General features: G+C 68.6%; 2 protein-coding genes. Both read left to right on the forward strand.

Features of this window, described 5'->3' with window-relative positions:
* The first annotated feature begins 23 nt into the window (after positions 1 to 23).
* Positions 24 to 18,302, forward strand: a complete 18,279-nt coding sequence (locus tag ACQZ13_RS10270; protein WP_431051580.1) for a hemagglutinin repeat-containing protein — start codon at positions 24 to 26, stop codon at positions 18,300 to 18,302.
* On the forward strand, positions 18,299 to 19,084 hold the full coding sequence (locus tag ACQZ13_RS10275) for a hypothetical protein (protein WP_431051582.1): 786 nt from the start codon (positions 18,299 to 18,301) through the stop codon (positions 19,082 to 19,084). The genes ACQZ13_RS10270 and ACQZ13_RS10275 overlap by 4 nt, the downstream gene beginning before the upstream one ends.
* The last annotated feature ends 156 nt before the right edge of the window (positions 19,085 to 19,240 follow it).

Genomic DNA, 19,240 nt, shown 5'->3' on the forward strand with positions numbered 1-19,240 from the left:
GAACCCATTTCGTTGAGATCGCGATGAACCGTCTTCAGTACCGAATCGTCTTCAACAAGCAACGCGGCCAGTTGATGGCCGTGGCCGAGACCGCCCTGAGTCACGTCAAGGGCGGCAGCGCCGGGGAAAGCCAGGGACCCGCCGCCCGCGCGCCGGTGTCCGCCGAGGCGACGCCCGCGGCGTCGCGCGGACCGCCGTCGCTGCTCGCGCTGGCGGCAGCGTTCGCGATGGGCGCGGTGATCACGTTGGCGCCGGATGCGCTCGCGCAGGTCAAGGCCGATCCCAACGCGCCCAAGGGCCAGCAGCCGACGGTGGTCAACAGCGCCAACGGCACCGTGCAGGTCAACATCCAGACGCCGAGCGCCGCCGGCGTCTCGCGCAACAGCTACAGCCAGTTCGACGTCGACAAGCGCGGCGTGATCCTGAACAACTCGCGCAGCGACGTCAGCACGCAGCTCGGCGGTTTCGTGCAGGGCAATCCGTGGCTGGCCAAGGGCGGCGCGCGCGTGATCCTCAACGAGGTCAACAGCAGCGCGCCCAGCCAGTTGAAGGGCTACGTCGAGGTGGCCGGCCAGCGCGCCGAAGTCGTCATCGCCAACCCGGCCGGCATCCAGGTCGACGGCGCCGGCTTCATCAACGCCAGCGCCGCGGTGCTGACGACCGGCACGCCGCGCTTCAACGCCGACGGCAGCATCGCCGGCTACGGCGTGCAGGGCGGCCTGATCCGCGTGGACGGACTGGGCCTGGACGCTTCGTCGACGGACTACACCGCGCTGCTCGCGCGCGCGGTCGAGATCAACGCCGGGATCTGGGCCAAGGACGCCCGCATCCAGACCGGCACGCAGGTGATGACAGTGGACGAGACCGGCGTCGCGGGCGGCGAGTCGCTGGCACCCGTCGGCGAACGTCCGCGCTACGCGCTGGACAGCACGGCCCTGGGCGGCATCTACGCGCAGCGCATCACGCTCGTGGGGACCGAGGCGGGCCTCGGCGTGCGCCAGGCCGGTCAGGTCGTCGGCGGTCAGTTGACGCTGCGCGCGGACGGCTGGCTGGACAACACCGGCACGGTCTACGCGCAGGAGACCGATGCCAACGGCACGCCGGCGCTGACGGTGCAATCCAACGCCGGCGTGCGCAACGCCGGTTGGTTGGCATCGCGCGGCTCGGCCGACGTCCGCGCGCCGCAGTTGACCGGTGAAGCCGGCAGCGTCACGGCGGCGGGCATGGGCACGGACGGCGCCCTCGTCGCTGACGGCGCCGGCGGTGCCGGTGCCGGCGGCGGCAAGCTGTCGCTGACCGCCACGCAATCAGCCACACAGGCCGGGCAACTGCTGGCCGCGGACCGGCTGACCGTGCAGGCGCCCGCGCTGGACCTGAGCGGCGCGCAAGCGCAGGCCGCAGGCATCGTCGTGGTCGGCGACACGGTCGCGGCGCGCGATGCGCTGCTGATCGCAGGCAGCGGCATCGCCGCCACCGGCGCGACGTCCGTCGATCTGACGCGCGCGCAAGTGCAGGCCGACGCCATCGCGGCGAGCGCACCCACGCTGACCGCCGACGGCGCGAAGCTGTCGGCCACCGGCACCCTGAGCTTGAAGGCGGACGGCGCGCTGAGCACGCAGACGGCGAGTCTCGCCGGCGGCAAGCTCGACATCGCCGCGCGCGACCTCAACCTGCGCCAGGCGGAATGGCTGCAGGTCGGCACGGACGCGCTGTCGCTGCGCGTCGACGGCACGATGACGGCCGACGGCGCGCGCATCGCGAGCAACGGCGCATCGCTGTCGATCGCGGCGAACGCCTTCAGCGCGATCGGCGCGAGCCTGGAGCAATACGGCAGCGGCGCGTTGAGCGTCGACGCTCAAACGCTGACGCTGAGCGGCGCTAGCCTCTGGTCCAACGGCGCGCTGTCCGCGACCGCGGCGCAGCTGACGCTGGACGGCGCGCAGGCGCAGGCGCGTTCGATCGCCTTGAAGGCCGACGGCATGCTGAGCCAGCAACGCGCGACCGTGCGCACGACCGGCACCGTGTCGCTGAGCGCGGACCGCATCGACAACCGCGACGGTCGCGTTGCCGCCGACGGCGGCCTGGCGATCCACGCCGGCACTGCGCTGAACAACCAGCGCGGCGAATTGCAGGCCGCCGCGGGCGGCATCGCGATCGACGGCCAGGCCGACATCGCCAACGGCGCCGGCCTGATTGCCGCGCGCGACGGCGTGGCGATCCAAGGACGGTCGCTGGCGCAGGAACAAGGCGCCGCGATCGGCGGCCAGGACGTCGCGCTGAAGCTGCAGGGCGCGCTGCGCCAGGACGCGTCGTCGACGATGTCGGCGACGAACGGCCTCGGCATCGAGGCGCGCTCGATCAACGCCGACGGGCAGCTCCGCGCGGGCGGCGCGCTGACGCTGTCGGCGCAGGGCGGCGTGGCGCTGGGCGGCTCGGTCTACGGCGGACAGGTGACGGCCGTTTCGGGTGCGGACCTGAGCGTCACCGGCCTGCTGGCCGCGCAACGTCAACTGAGCGTCACCGCCGCGCAGCAGCTGCAGACCGGCTCGGGCGCGACGGTCGCGGCCGGCCTCGGCACGGACGGCCGCATCGGCGGCCAGGGCGCGCTGGCGATGACGGCCGGCGCCGCGATGACGCTGCGTGGTCAACTGCTCGCGGTCGACGCGAACCTCGACGCCGCCGGCCTCGATCTCACCGGCGCGCAGGTCCAGGCGGTGAACGCGCTGGGCGTGAAGTCGTCCGGAGATATCATCACCGAAGGCGCGCAGTTGAGCGCCTCGTCGCTGTCGCTGCAGGCGCAGGACTGGCGCCATGCGGGCGGCCAACTGGCGCTGAGCGGCACCGGCGATCTGTCCGTGTCGCTGGCCGGTCGGCTGGACAACCGCCAGGGCGTGATCCAGACGAATGCGAAGCAGGTCTCGCTGACCGCGCAGACCATCGACAACACTGCCGGCAAGATCGCGACCGGCGGCGACGCGCTGACGCTGAGCGCACAGGCGCTCGCGAACCAGGGCGGCACGCTGACGACGTCGGGCGATCTGACCATCGACGCGGGTCAGCTCGACAACCGCGACGGCGAGGTGAGCGGTCGCCGCATCGACATCGCGAGCCGGCAACTCGACAACGCCGGTCGCGGCCTGATCCGCGCAACCGGCGCGGTCGCCGTCGACACGGACACGCTGACGCACACCGGCACGCTCGCGGCCGGCGACGCGCTGAGCGTGCGCGCCGGCGCGATCGACAGCAGCGGCACCTTCGCCGCGGGCCTGCGGGCCGACAACACGATCGGCGCGTCGGGCGATCTGGCGCTGACCGCCGATCGGACCTTGAAGCATTCGGGAACGACGCTGGCCGGCGGCAACGCGCGCCTGGACGGCGGTGAGCTCCAGCTGCAGGGCAGCCAGACCCAGGCGGCGGGCATCGTCGCCCAGGCGCAAGGCGGCGATCTGCGCCTGGACCGCGCGGTGATGGCCGCGACGGGCGGACTGGATCTGCGCGCGGGCGCTGCGCTGATCACTGAGAACGCGCAGGTGAGCGGCGCCACGGTGGCCGTGACCGCCGCCGACTGGCGCAACGCCGGCGGCATGATCAGCCAGACGGCAGCGATCGGCGGCCTGACGGCCTCGGTGTCCGGCACGTTGGACAACGCCGGCGGTCGCATCGCCGGTAACGGCACGATGCTGTCGCTGAGCGCGAACCGCCTCGACAACACGGCGGGCCAGGTGATCCACGCCGGCGGCGTGAACGGGGAACTGCGCCTGGACGCTACGACGCTCAACGGCGGCAACGGCACCATCGCTGGCGCCGGCGGGCTCACGCTCACGGTGGGCGGCGCTGCCGACCTGGGCGGCGCGCAGGCGCTCACGCAGGCGGACCGCGTGACGATCACGGCCGGCAGCCTCAGCATGCGCGACGCGAAGCTCGTGGCCCAGAACGCCGCGCAACTCGGCGTGACCGGCGCGTTGGACAACACCGGCGGTCTGCTCCAGGCCGGCGGCGCGATGAGCGTGCAAGCGGCGACGCTGACGAACCGGGACGGACAGATCGGCGGTGCGGGCATCGCGCTGCGCGGCGGCTCCGTCGACAACGCGGGGCAGGGCCTGATCGCGTCCACGTCGTCGCTGACGGTGGACGCGGACCGGCTGAGCAACGCGGGTCAACTGCAGGCCGCCGGCGCGCTCACCGCCACCGTGCGCGACGCGCTCGACAACGCGGGCCTGATCGTGTCGCAAGGCGATGCGCACGTGCGCGCCGAGACCTTCCAGCACACCGGCACCCTGGCCGCCCGCGGCAACGTCGCCGTGGAAGCCGGAACGCTGAACAGCTCCGGCACCTTCGCCGCCGGCCTGAAGAACGACAACACCGTCGACGACCGCGGCGATCTGACGCTGACGGCGCGCGACGTGACGCACAGCGGAACAGCGCTGGCGGGCGGGACGTTCTCGCTCAGCGCGGACAGTGCGGCGCTGGGCAACAGCAAGACGCAGGCGAGCGCGGTGTCGCTGCAGACGCTGGGCGGCGACCTCGGTCTGACGCAGGCTACCGTCGCCGCGACGCGGCAACTGAGCCTGTCGTCCTCGGGCGCGCTGGATACGTCCGGCGCCGCGTTGAGCGGCGGCAGCGTGTCGATCGCGGCCGCCGACTGGCGTCATGCGGCGGGTGCGCTGGCGCAGACCGATGCGGCCGGTGCGTTCCGCGCGGACGTGACGGGGACCATCACCAACCAGGGCGGTCGCATCGGCGCCAACGCGCAGTCGGCGACCCTGAATGCCGGCACGCTGGACAACCGCAGCGGCGAGATCGTCCATGCGGGCGCGGGCACGCTGTCCGTGACGGCGACGACCCTGACCAGCACCGCCGGTCGCATCGCCAGCGCGGGCGACGTGACGCTCGACGTGAGCGGCGCGGCGACGCTGGATCGGGCCTGGACGCAAGGCCGCGACATCGCCATCGCGGCGGGCAGTCTGAGCCATCGGGAAGGACAACTCGTCAGCGACGGTCAGACGGCGCTGACGGTCGTCGGCGCGCTGGACAACGCCGGCGGCCTGCTGCAGGCGACCCAGGCGTTGACGGTGCACGCCGGATCGCTGGACAACACGGCCGGCCGCATCGATGGCCGCGCGGTGCAACTGCGCACGGATGGCTTGCTGAACAACGGCAGTGACGGTGCTCGGGGTGCCCAAGGCGCCAATGGCTCCAATGGCTCCAATGGCGTCGACGGCGTCGACGGCGTCATCACGGCGTCCCAGTCCCTGCGCATCGACGCGGCTCAACTGAACAACGCCGGCGCGATGCAGTCGAGCGGCGACGCGACGCTGAACGTCGGCGGCGCCTTCACCAACACCGGCAGCGTCTACGGACAGGGCGCGGTGTCGGTCGATGCCGGCGGTGCGCTGACGCACAGCGGCATGATCGCGGCGCAGGGCGACCTGACGTTGCGTGCAAACAGCATCGCCAGCGTCGGCGCCTTCGCGGCGGGGCTGCGACCTGACAACACGGCGAGCACCTCGGGCGATCTGACGCTCACCGCGACCGGCACCTTGCAGCACTCGGGCACGACGCAGGCCGTCGGGCGCGCGTCGCTGGACGGCGCCTCGCTGCTGCTGCAGGACAGCCAGACGGCGGCGGCCACAGTGGCCCTGACGTCGCGCGGAGGGGAACTCCGCCTCGACCGCGCGTTGCTGTCGGTGAGCGGGCTGCTCGACTTGCACAGCGCTTCGACGCTCAACACCGAGGGCACCCGGATGAGCGGTGCCAGCGTCGCCGTCACGGCGGTCGACTGGCGCAATGCCGGCGGGGAGATCGGCCAGACTGACGCTGCCGGCACCTTCACTGCGGCGGTGACGGGCCTTCTCGACAACCGAGGCGGTCGCCTCGTCGGCAACGGCGCGGCTCTGACGCTGTCGGCGGCGACGCTCGACAACACGGCGGGACAGATCGTGCAGGCGGGCGGCGTGTCCGGCGAGCTGCGCATCGATGCGGGTTCCCTGTCCGGCGCGAACGGCACGATCGCCGCGACCGGCGGCTTGACGATGAATGTCACCGGCGCCGCGGACCTGACCGGCGCCCAGACGCAGGCCGATCGCCTGACGGCGACTGTCGGCAGCCTGAACCATCGAGGTGGCGAGCTGCTCGTGCAGCACGCCGCGCGGTTGAACGTCGACGGGGAGTTCGACAACACCACCGGCCTGGTCCAGGCCGGCGGCAACCTCGCGATCGACGCGGGCACGCTGACCAACCGTGACGGCCAGATCGGCGCGAGCGATGTGGCGCTCACGGGCGGTTCCATCGTCAACGCGGGCCAGGGCCTGATCGCGGCGCAAGGACGACTGTCCGCAGACGTCGCCACGCTGAGCAACGCAGGGGCGATGCAAGCGGGCGGCGACCTGGATGTCCGTACCGGCGGCAGCCTGCTGAACAGCGGATCCCTGCGCGCGCAAGGCGACGCGCTGATCCGCGCCGATCTGCTGACCCACAGCGGCACGATCACGGCGCAAGGCGCGGTCACGGCGACCGCGCGCGAGATCGCCAGCACCGGCGCCTTCGCCGCGGGCCTGAACGCCGACAACACCGTCGGCACCGGCGGCGACCTGACGCTGACCGCGTCGCAGGCGCTGCAGCACAGCGGCACCGCGCTCGCGGGCGGCTCGATGACGCTGACCGGCGCCGGGCTGGCGCTGCAGGACAGCCGCCTCCAGGCGCAGCGCGTGACGATGTCCGCGCTGACCGGCGACGTGCGGCTGGACCGCGCCGCGGCCACGGGGACCGAGCGTCTGACGCTCAGCGCCGCCGGCACGCTCGACACCTCCCGCGCGACGCTGGGTGCGGGCTCGGTGGCGATCGCGGCCACGGACTGGCGCAACGCCGCCGGCGACATCGCCCAGACCGCCACGGCGGGTGAACTGCGCGTCGACGTCGCCGGGACCTTGAACAACCAGGGCGGCTCGATCGCGGCCAACGCGACCGACGTCACCGTGAACACGCAGCAGCTCGACAATCGCGACGGCACGCTGCTGCACGCCGGCTCGGGCACCTTGACGCTGAACGCGCAGCAGATCGACGGCCGCGACGGCGAGATCCTGGGCAAGGGCGCGCTGCGCGTGTCGGCGCAGGGCGCGATGACGCTGGACGGCGCGCTGACGCAGGCGCGCGGCATCGAGTTGCAGGCGGGCAGCCTCAGCCACCGCGACGGGCAGTTGCTGAGCCAGGCCGGCGCGACGCTGTCGGTCGGCGGCGCCGTGGACAACACCGGCGGTTTGATCCAGAGCGCCGAGGACCTGCGCGTGAGCGCCGGATCCATCGACAACACGGGCGGTCAGATCGACGGACGAGCCGTCCAGCTGAGCACGACCGGTCGCCTGAACAACGGCGCGCAGGGCCTGATCGCCTCGGTGCAGGCGCTGAGCGTCGAGGCCGGCCGGCTGGACAACGCGGGCCTGCTGCAATCGCAGGCGGCAATGGACCTGACGGTCCACGGCGCATTCGCCAACACCGGCTCCGCGTATGCGCGCGGCCCGATGACGATCACCACCGACGGCCTGCTGAGCAACGCCGGCACGCTGGCGGCGCAAGGCGCGCTGACGGCGCAGGCGGGCAGCATCGCGAGCAGCGGTGCGTTCATCGCCGGGTTGAATCCCGACAACACGCTGGCCGCGTCGGGCGACTTGACGCTGCGCAGCGCGGGCGCGCTGCAGCAGAGCGGCCAGACCCTCGCAGCGGGCGCGATGTCGCTGAGCGGCACGTCGCTGCAGCTGCAGGATGCCAAGCTCCAGGCGAAGAACGTCGGACTGACGGCCTCGGCCGGCGACCTCCAGTTGAATCGCGCGACGCTGGCCTCGGCCGGTGCGCTGACGCTGAACAGCGCGGGCGCGCTCGACACCGGCGCGGCGACGGTCTCCGGCGACGGCATCGCCGTGACGGCGCAACGCTGGTCCAACGTCGACGGCACGGTGACGCAGACGGGGCAGACCGGGCAGGGCGCCACTTTCAGCGCTACGCTGCAGGGCGCGCTCGACAACACGCGCGGCGAGATCGCCGTGGCGGGCCGCACGCTGACGATCTCGGCGGGCGCGGTGAACAACACGCAGGGGCGCCTCGTCCACGCGGGCGCCGAAGGGATGCGGATCGACGCGACGTCGCTGAACGGCGTCGGCGGCGAGATCCTGGGCGCGCACGCGGTGACGCTGGCGGTGACCGGCGCGGTCGACCTGAGCCAGGCGAAGACGCAAGGCGCCCAGGTGACGATCGACGCGGGCAGCCTGCGCCATCAAGGCGGCGAGCTGCTGAGCGCCGGCGATGCGCAGGTGCGCGTCACGGGCGCGCTCGACAACGCCGGCGGCGCGATCGTCGCGGGCGGGGACCTGCGCGCGCAGGCCGGTTCGATCGACAACACGGGCGGCCAGATCGGCGCCCGCGCCGTCGACCTGACGACGGGCACCTTGACCAACGGCGCGCAAGGGCTGGTCAATGCGCAGGGTGCGCTGACGGTCGGTGCGAGCCAGCTGAACAACGCCGGCTCGCTGCAGTCCGGCACGGACACGCGCCTGACGGTGACCGGCGACATGACCAGCAGCGGTGCCGTCTACGCGCAGGGCAATGCCGTCCTGAACGTGGGCAACGCGCTCGCCAACACCGGCTCCATCGGTGCGCAGGGCGCGCTGACGATCGACGCCGCGTCGCTGTCGGGCTCCGGCTCGCTGGCCGCGGGCCTTCGTCCGGACAACACGCTGGCCGCGCAGGGCGACCTCACGGTGCGCACCACCGGTACGCTGCAGTCCAGCGGCGCGATGCTGTCGGCGGGACGCCTGACGGTCAGCGGGCGTGAGCTCCAACTCCAGGACAGCCGTGTGCAGGCGGCGAGCGCCTCGCTGACGGCGAGCGGCGGCCAGTTGCGGCTGGACCGCGCGGCGCTGGCCAGCGCCGGCGATCTGATGCTCGCGAGCGCGGGCCTGCTGTCCACCGACGGCGCGACGCTGAGCGGCGCGAACGTCGGTCTGACGGCGAGCGACTGGCGCAACGTCGGCGGCTCGCTGACGCAGGTCGGCTCGACGGGGCAACTGACGGCGACCGTCGGCGGCCAGATCGTCAACACGGACGGCCGCATCCAATCTGGCGGTTCGCTGCTGCGCTTGCAGGCGCAGGCCATCGACAACGTGCGCGGCGCGATGGTCCAGGCGGGCGGCGGTGCGCTGACGCTGTCGACCGGCACGCTGAACGGCGCGAGCGGCCAGATCCTCAGCAACGGCGCGCTGACGGTCGGCGCGAGTGGCGCGGTGACGCTGACGAACGCGCAGACGCAGGGCGCGGGCGTGACGGTCACGGGCAGCAGCCTCGACCATCGCGGCGGCAACCTGGTCAGCACCGGCACGGCGCAGGTGACCATTGATGGCGCCATCGACAACAGCGGCGGCACGCTCGCAAGCGCGGGCGCGCTCGACGTGCGTGCGGCCAGCCTCGCGAACAACGGCAACGGTCTGCTGCAGAGCGATTCGACGGTGCAGACGACCATCGCCGGCACGCTGGACAACCAGGGCGGCCGGCTGCGCAGCGGCTCGACGATGACGCTGAACGCCGGCGCCGTGGACAACCGCGGCGGCTCCGTCGGCAGCGATGGTGCGTTGACGGTCACCACAGGCGGCGCGCTGCTCAACGGCGGCGGCACGCTGCTGGCGCAGCAGGGCGTGACGCTCAATGCGGCCTCCGTCGGCAACCAGCTTGGTCGCATCGCCAGCCTGCAGGGCGGCGCGACGGTGCGCGCGCAGGGCGCGCTCGACAACACCCAAGGCACGATCCAGGCGGCGCAGACGGCGGACCTGCTGTCGACCTCGCTGATCAACCGCCAGGGCGAAGTCTCGGGCGCGACGGTCGCGATCGACACGCGCGGACAGACGCTGGACAACGCCGGTGGACGCCTGCTCGCCTCGCAATCGCTGACGACCGACAGCGGCACGCTGGAGAACCGCGGCGGTCTGCTGCAGTCGCTCGGTGGTCTGTCGGTGCAGACGCACGGCGCGGCGCTGAACAACACGCGCGATGCGGCGATCACGACGCCGACCGGCCTGCACGCGCAGGGCGGGATGACGATCAACGCCGGCGCGCTGACCAACGAGAGCGGCATCAGCGCCGGCACGACCGCGCAGGTCACGGTGAGCGCGCTGACGAACCGCGCGGAGCTGTCGGCCGCGTCGCTGGGCCTGACGGTGGCCGGCACGCTGGACAACCAGGGTGGTCGCGTCGTCGGCACGCAGTCGCTCAACGCGACAGCGCAGCAGGTGCTGAACCAGGGCGGCCTGATCTACGGCGGCAGCTCGCTGACGCTGACCTCGGCCGGGCGCATCGACAACACCAACACCTCGGCCAGCGGTCAGGGCATCCAGGGCGGCAACGTCACGGTGCAGGCGCCGCAGTTCGACAACGTCGGCGGCCAGGTGCTGGCCAGCGGCAACCTCGGGCTGACGGTCACGCAGGCGCTGAACAACGCCGGCGGCGCGCTGGGTGCATCGGGCACGCAGACGATCGGGGACGGCGCGATGGCGTCGGCGCTGTCGCTGAACAACGCGGGCGGCCGCATCTGGTCGGGCGACGCGCTGGGCTTGAACCTGCGCGAGCTCGCCGGCGGTGTCGGCGGCCAGATCACCAGCGGCGCGGGCATGTCGGTGAAGCTTGCCGGCGACTTCAATTACGGCGCGGGCAGCCAGTTCCAGGCGGCCGGCAACATGACGCTGGACGTGTCGGGCAACTTCGGCAATCAGGGCACGCTGCGCAGCGGCGGCGCGCTGACCATCCAGGCGGCCAACATCGACAACGCGGCCAGCGGCGAACTGAGCGGCGCGATGACCTTCCTCACGGCGGCGGGGCAGCTCACGAACCGCGGGCTGATCGACGGCGACAGCGTGTGGCTGACGGCGGACCGGATCGTCAACGTCGGCACGGGCCGGATCTACGGCGGGGACGTCATCCTCGACGGCGGACAGCTGACCAACGGCGCCGAGGGCGGCGTGTCGGCGGTGATCGCAGGCCGGCGCACGATCGACGCGGCGATGACGCGCGACATCGCCAACACCGGCGGCGCGCTGATCTTCGCGGACGGCTCGCTGACGATGACGGGTGCGAGCTTGCTCAACGAGAACTCGACGATCGAGGCGAGCGGTCTGCTGGACCTGCGGATGACGGGCGGGATCGTGAACCGGACGGTGCTGGACGGGGTGGGCTCGGGCCAGAACTCGGGCGCCGACCCGGGCGGCCCCGTGTTCCTGGATACCAAGGCCTTCATCCGCAGCGGCGGCAACATGACGGTGAACGGCGCCAGCCTGCTGAACAGCGGCGCGACGATCGAGGCGCGCGGCGACCTGACGCTCACCGCCGGCCGCATCGACAACCTCAACCCCTACCTGCGGTGGGGCCGCTATGCGAGTAGCGGCGGCACGGAGGGCACCTTGCAGCTCCAGTACAAGCAGGGGAACAAGCAGGATCTGAACTACATCGAAATCGAGCTCAACGGGCGGACCGAGCAGCAGGCGCTGGCGGACTTCGATCGCGACCACCCGGGCAGCATGGTCATCTCGTACACCTCGACGGCCGGGGTCGGCGAGGAAGGCGCGCCGGTCACGCAGACGCTGGCCGCGAAGATCATCGTGGGCGGTGTGCTGCGCATCGGCGCGAGCTCGATCACGAACGACATGAGCCAGGTCGTCGGCATGACGGGGGTGGCCATCACGGGCGGGCAGGTCGTCAACGTCCCGCACACGGTGACGGCGCTGGACGACCAAGGCGTGGCGCACACCATCGATCTGGTGCTGCCGAGCAGCGCGCAGTCGTTCGTCCCGGGTTCGCAGGCGCCCGGTGACCGCCAGCAGGCGGGCGCCGTCAGCACCGGAGGGGGCGCGTCGCAGCAGACGTCGAGCAACCACGGCCCGGCGGCCGCGGGAGGTGGAGGCGGGCTGGGCGGGTTGATCAACCGCGTCACGCAGCAAGTCAACCAGGGCGGCGCGGCGCAGACCGGCGCGCAGGCCAACGCGCAATGGCGCAGCGGTGGTCAGGTGGTGGCCGAGGCCGTCGACGCGGGTAACGCGGCAGGCGGTGTCGGCGCGGTGAACGCTGCTCAGCGCACGGGCGCCAACGGTGTGACCAAGGCGGTGAATGCCGCCCTGTCCGGCGATGCCGGCGCTTCGGTGCGAGCCAGCACGCAGCAGACGCGCGACGGCGACTACGTGCATGCGGGCGGCGCGCAGGACGTGCGCGGCGCCCAGGTGACGACGCAATGGCGCGACGGCGACGCCGCGTCGGCGCAGAACGTGCAGAAGTCCGAGACGATCGGCTTCGAGCCCGGCGTGCAGGGCAATGCGCGCCAGGGGCTGTCGGCGATCAGCCAGTCCCTGCGCGCGGCGGCCTCTGCGCAGTTGAGCGGCACGGCCGCCGACAGCAAGGCGACGACGCAGATCGGCACGGTGCAGAACGCTGTCGCCTCGTCGTCCCAACGTCCGGGCGCGGCGCAGGGCGTGACGCTGCGCGGCTCCGGTGCGACCTTCAACGGCAAGCCGCTCGCGCTGAGCGTCAAGATCAACCTGACGCCGCCGTCCAACAGCCTGTTCAAGACGCACAAGGAACCGACCTCGAAGTACCTGGTCGAGACCGACCCGCGCTTCGCGAACTATCGCGACTGGCTGTCCAGCGACTTCCTGCTGGAGGCGATGGCGCTGGATCCGACGGTGACGCAGAAGCGCCTGGGCGACGGCTTCTACGAGCAGCGCCTGGTGCGCGAGCAGATCGGCCAGTTGACCGGCACGGGCTACCTGTCGGGTTACGCGGACGACGAGGCGCAGTACCGCGCGCTGCTGACCAACGGCGCGACCTTCGCGAAGGAGCACCAGCTGGTGCCGGGTGTTGCGCTGTCGGCGGAGCAGATGTCGCAGCTCACCAGCGATCTGGTGTGGCTGGTGGAACAGGAGGTGACGCTGGCGGACGGCACGACGCAGCGCGTGCTGGTGCCGCAGGTCTACCTCGTGCCGCGCGACGGCGACCTGCTGCCGAGCGGCTCGCTCATCGCGGGCGGCCGTGTGGAGATGGCGCTCACGGGCGACTTCAACAACGGCGGCGACGTGCGCGGCGGGGTGGTGGACATTACCGCGCAGAACATCGCCAACACGGGCGACATGCGCGGCACGACGCTGGCGCTGACCGCGCGGGAGGATCTGCGCAACATCGGCGGTTCGTTGAACGCCACGGGCGACATGAGCCTGACGGCCGGTCGCGACATCGTGATGGAGACGACCACGGCCAGCGGCGGCACGCAGCGCGGCAACGTGACGACGAAGGCGACGGTGCTGGATCAGGTCGCTTCGCTGAGCGCGGGCGGCGTGATGGTGGTGCAGGCCGGACGCGACGTGACGATGCAGGCCGTGCAGATCACGCAGGGCGGGGCGGACGGCGCAGGCGCGGACGGCGGCGTGCTGATCCAGGCCGGGCGCGATCTGTCGCTGACGACGGTGACGACGGCCAGCTCGCGCGACGAGATCAAGAACGCCAACAACTACAAGAAGGAGAGTCAGCATCAAGACGTCGGCACTGCGGTGCAGGCGGAGGGCGAGATCCTGCTGAAGGCGGGGCAGGACTTGACGGCCACGGCGGCGCAGATCGCCAGCGCGCAGGGCGCGGTGACGCTGGACGCCAAGCGCGATGTGCAACTGCTCGCGGGCGAGGCCAACTCGGTCGTCGAGGAGATGACGCAGAAGACGAAGAAGAGCCTGTTCAAGAAGAAGACGGTCACCACCTACAACAAGACCGACGAGACGACGGCAATCGGCACGACGGTGTCCGGCGACACGGTGAACATCGTGTCGGGCCGCGACATCACGCTGGCTGCGGCGCAGGCGGTGTCGGACAACGGCACGAAGCTGATCGCGGACCGCGATATCACCATCGACGGGGTAACGAACTCGGTGGACACCGAGCAGTTCAAGAAGACCGTGAAGTCGGGGCTGTTCAGTGGCGGCGGGATCGGGGTGACGATCGGCAAGCAGGAGCTGTCGCAGGCGACGAAGTCGACGCAGGAGACCAACCAGGGCTCCACGGTGGGCAGCGTCAACGGCGACGTGGACATCTACGCAGGCGGAAAGTACAAGCAGACCGGCTCGGAGGTGCAGGCGCCTGGCGGCAACGTGACGATCCAGGCCAAATCGATCGAGATCGAGGAGGCGCGCAACAAGTCGGCGCAGGACAGCGAGACGAAGTTCAAGCAGAGCGGCGTGACGCTGGCGCTGAGCGTGCCGGGCATCAGCACCGCGATGGATGCGAGCAAGGCGGCCGAGCACGTCACGCAGACGCAGGACGACCGCATGAAGGCGCTCGCTGCGGCGACGGCGATCTCGAAGGCGATGCAGGCGGTCGATGAGATCAAGAAGCTTGGTGAGGCAATGAACAATGCCAACCAGAACGCCGGCATCCGTCTCAGCCTGACGGTGGGCAGCTCTCAGAGCAAGAGCACGCAGCACAACGAGTCCGACCAGGCAGCGAGCAGCGCGATCTCGGCGGGCAAGAACCTCAGCCTGATCGCGACCGGCGGCGGCGCTGATTCCAACGTGACGGTGCGCGGCAGTGCGCTGACGGGCCAGGACGTGCTGATCAAGGCGGATAACGCGATCAACCTGCTGGCCGCAGGCAACAGCAGCGAGCAGCACAGCAAGGACAGCAGCACCAGTGCGTCGGTGGGCATCGGCGTCACGCTCGGCAAGCAGAACAGCCTGGGCTTCACCGCCTCGGCCAGCGTGTCCAAGGGCAACTCCGACGGCACGGACAACTACTTCACAACGACGCAGGTCACGGGCGGCAGCTCGGTGAAGCTGGTGTCCGGCGGCGACACGACGCTGCAAGGTGCGGTGGTGAGCGGTCCGAAGGTGGGCGTGGATGTCGGCGGGAATCTGAAGATCGAGAGCCTGCAGGACACAGCCAAGTTCGACAGCAAGAGCATGAGCGCCGGCGGCAGCGTGACCATCGGGTACGGGTCGAGCGCCAGCGGCAACTTCAGCCAATCGAAGGTCACTGCGGACTTCGCGGCGGTTGGCGAGCAGGCGGGCATCCGCGCGGGGGACGGCGGCTTCCAGGTGAACGTGAAGGGCAACACCGACCTGAAGGGTGGGGCGATCACGAGCAGCCAGGCGGCGATCGATGCGGGCAGCAACAGCCTGAGCACCGGCACGCTGACCACGAGCGACATCGAGAACCGCAGCCAGTTCAAGGCGAGCGCCGTGATGGTGAGCGCGGGAACGGGTGGCGGCATGGCCGGCGCGTTCAAGGACAGCGACGACGACCGCAGCACGACGCGCAGCACGATCAGCGCGGGCAACACGACGATTACCAGCGGGGATGCGGCGAGCCAGGCCGCACTCGACAAGCTGGACCGCGGAGCGACCAACGATGCGACGGCGGGCAAGCTGGCGCAAGGATGGAACGGGCAAGACCTGGCACAGCAGGCGAAGCTCAACGCGCAGATCGTGGCGGAGTTCGGGGCGCAGGCGTCGAAGGAGGTGGGGACGTTTGCGGGCGACAAGGCCGCAGACCTGCGCAAGCAGGCGAAGGCGGCTGAGAACGCCGGTGACGCAAAGACCGCTGAGACGCTCAACGCAGAGGCGACGAAGTGGGATGAAGGCGGCGCTTATCGGGTCGCGATGCACTCGGTCATCGGTGCGCTGACCGGGGACCTTGGCGGCGCCCTGGGTGCGGCCGGCAGTGCCGCCGCGGCGGGGGAACTGAACAAGCTGCAGCGGTCGCTTGAAACGAAGCTCACGGAAGCAGGATTCGGCCCGGACGACAAGGGCAACAACGACTGGGCTTCAGCGCTTTCCAAGCTTGCAACGGGCGCACTGGCCACGGGGATCGGTGCCGCCGCGGGTGGCGGATTCGATGGCGCGGCCGCTGGGTTGAATCAGGACTACAACAACCGGCAACTGCATCCGGATCAGATCGCGCTTCTCAAGGAACAAGCCAAGAAGCTGGCTGGTACGCAAGGACTCGACGAGTCCGAATGGGAGAAGCGGCTGACACAGCAGTTGCTGCACCAGAACGACAGCGCCTACTCGCCAACATTTGGAGGCCAGAGCAACGACCCTCTGGCCGAGCAGATCCTGGCGAACCTTGCTCGCGAATCCGGAGTGAGTATGGATGCGCGCGGTACGGCTGCATATGACGATCACACCGGCAATACCGAGCTCCTGAATAAAACCGTCGGCAGCTACAAGCTGGTGGGACAGACCCCGTCCGGCGGTATTGAGCAGGCAGACGGAACGTGGTTGGGCACACAGCCCGGCACGACGCCGATGTCCGATGGGATGAGGACCTTCACGAAGTTCCCGGTGGAGGGATGTACGACCCCGGCCGGTCAATGTACCTACACCTTCATCTTTGGCAGCAACACGACCTATGTGAAGGTGCCGCAGGCCGACGGCAGCTTCCAACTCTACGAAGCCAACAAGGAGCAGCAGACGACGCTCTCGGCGTTAGAGGCGAAATACTACGTCGCAGGCTTGAAAGAGACCCCGGAGAAGCTGAAAAACGCCGCAGTGGCGTTGGGCAATGAGGCTGTGGCGCTGAACAAGGATTTGACGACAGGCACTTTCCTAAACGCCAGCAACGCTGTCACCAGCTTCCTGTCGACGGGGGCTGTTGGCAGCGATTCCCTGACCTTCGAGTCCAAGACTATGCAGTGGCTGATCAGCGGCAAGCCGCTGGACATCACTGGCGCGGATGTCTTCAAGGCGGTCCTCTCGGTGACTCCGGTGATGACTTTCATGAACCAGGTCGAGAGCGTGAGCTCCAACGATCCGGAGAAGATCAAGGCCGCAGGAACCGAGGGGGGATTCCTGGCCAGTGGATTCCTTGCCGGGAAAGTCGTGGAAACGGGGGTAGGTGTCGGGACCAAGCTCGCGAACAACATCCTCGAAGGAATTGAAACGAAGGCCATCAGCAAGCTGGAGTCTGAAGCGGCTGCCGCGACCAAGGCCGCCGAGTCCGCCGATGTGAAGCCAGTAGGTTCCGGCAGCAGTCCCACGCCACACGTAGGTGACGCTTCTACAGAGGTCAAGGGATCAACTCAAACCGGGGGGGGCACATTCAACGGCGCGACCGAACAGGCTCTCGATGACGCCGCCGCCTGCCTTGCGCCGCCGAACTGTTTTGTTGCCGGCACGCTGATTCACACGGCAGACGGCCCCAAGCCAATCGAAACGTTCGTCGGCGGCGAACTTGTGTTCTCTCGCGATGAGTTCACTTTGGAACCGGGTCTACGACCCGTGGTGGCCACGACTGCCAACGAAGATCAGCCGATCTTCGAAGTGGTCGTCGTCGATGTGCAAGGAATGCGCGATACCTTGCACACCACGGCGGAACACCCGTTCTGGGTGACGAATCTGCCTGGCGGTGTAAGCCAGACGGTCGGGGTAGGGACACACGCGCAGTGGGTGCGCGCAGCGTCGCTCGAGCCCGGCATGGGCCTGATCGACCTGATGGGTCAGGCCTTGGTGGTCGAGTCCCAGAAGGAAGTGGGCTGGACGGCCACCGTCTACAACGTCGAGGTGCAAGAGCATCACACCTACCATGTGGGAGGCCTCGGGATCTTTGTTCACAACGCTCCGTGCTGCGCGTTGGGGAGCACTCCGGCGCCCGTCCCGCCGATGCAGCAGGGTGCACCGGATGTTCCTCGCACGGCAGAGAAACTGCCGCCCGGCTATGTCGCGAAGCCCGATGGGGTTTATGTCGGGCCCAATGGCGGCGTTATGGCGAAAGTCGGGGAAACAGAGAGCGGACAGCCGATCTTCCAGCGCGCGAGCGGAGAGTATCTTAAGGTGGACGAGGTCACCGGTACGCAAGTTCCGGTGCTGCGTGGCGATACCTCAAGTGGTATCAAGTGGGAAAAGGTAAGCGATGCTGGTGCGCAGATTGCGGAGAATTATGCGAAAGGCGTGAAATTCCAAACCGAAGTAATCGATGGTATGGAGCTTCAAAGAAATACAAAGGTGCGAGAAGTCGATCTAGGTGGCGGAAGGGTGGTGAACACTATTCCAGACGCGAATGGCAAACCAACCGGCGTTGTTGAAATTAAGAATGAGCGAAAGATTGACATGTCGGATCAGTTTAGAGCTCAAATCCAATTTGCCCAAGAAAATAAGGTGCCTTACACCTTGGTTGTTAGTCCGGAAAATATAAGCATCTCGAAGACGTTGTGGGATTCAATCGATCTCGCAGGTGGGAAAGTCGTCATGTACGATCCGGTGACCAATACTTCTAAATTGATTACGAAGAGGCCCCAATGACCAAAATCAAGAAGTCCTACATTAGGATCTCAATAATTTCATCCTTGGAAACCTCTGAGTGGGAGGTCGGACGCTCTCTGCTGGAAGCGCTGATCGAGACGGATGCTCGTCTTTTGCCTGAAAAGGTCGGTACGTTTGAGCCGCTAAAAAATAGCGTTTCCGATGTTGAGGGGTGTAAGCCCTTTTGGGCCGTTCTGAACGGCTCCGGCCGGCCAGGAATGGAACGCAACGCGGATGGATTCATTTGGAAGCGATCTCGCGCGATCAAGTCCTATGGGCATATGATGCACAAGCTTAGGAATATTCACGGGGAAGTTCGAGCTGCATGGTTTGTTTTTGAAGCTTCAATCGATAGAAAGGTTGATTGGTTGAAGTTATTCGATAAATTCTGCCGTGTGCTCGTTCCAGACTATGCAACTCTCCATTTGGTGACAGAAATTGAAGATGCTCCGGATGCTTTTGGAGAGGCTGCTGATGCAACATATGGGACAAATGATCACTTGAATGGAGTTCCACCGATTAGGCTGAAAGAAAAAGGGCCTGCAAATTTGGCTTGGGCTAATTATTTTGGCCCCGGGCTAATGAGTGAGGTGCAAGAAGATAAAATTCGGAATGCTGGTTTTCCTGTTGAACGATTGGGCGATGGAATTGTCGTGCGCGTGACGGATGATATTTTCGCCGTTGAAGATGATTTCATTGACTTCTCGCGCCGACGCGCCGAGCTTCGAGGATTATTCCGGAGCGGGTTGTTTCGGATCAACCATGAACCCAAGTGTCCATGATCGTCGTCTTGGTTAAACGTGGGGACGTATGAAACTCATAAATTATTAGGGAGCTGCAGGTAAAGATACTCAATGAGTTGGTGCAAGTGATGCATGCCTGTGCGGGCGCTTTGGAGCGGGGTCTGTCCTAATTCCTGTGTGTGGGGGCATGAAGGA

Source organism: Roseateles sp. L2-2 (assembly GCF_050613215.1).
GTDB lineage: Bacteria > Pseudomonadota > Gammaproteobacteria > Burkholderiales > Burkholderiaceae_C > Roseateles > Roseateles noduli.

Excerpts from the sequence above, each read along its gene's own strand:
- ACQZ13_RS10275 (WP_431051582.1), top strand. The coding sequence starts at position 18,299 with ATGACCAAAATCAAGAAGTCCTACATTAGGATCTCAATAATTTCATCC.
- ACQZ13_RS10270 (WP_431051580.1), top strand. The coding sequence starts at position 24 with ATGAACCGTCTTCAGTACCGAATCGTCTTCAACAAGCAACGCGGCCAG.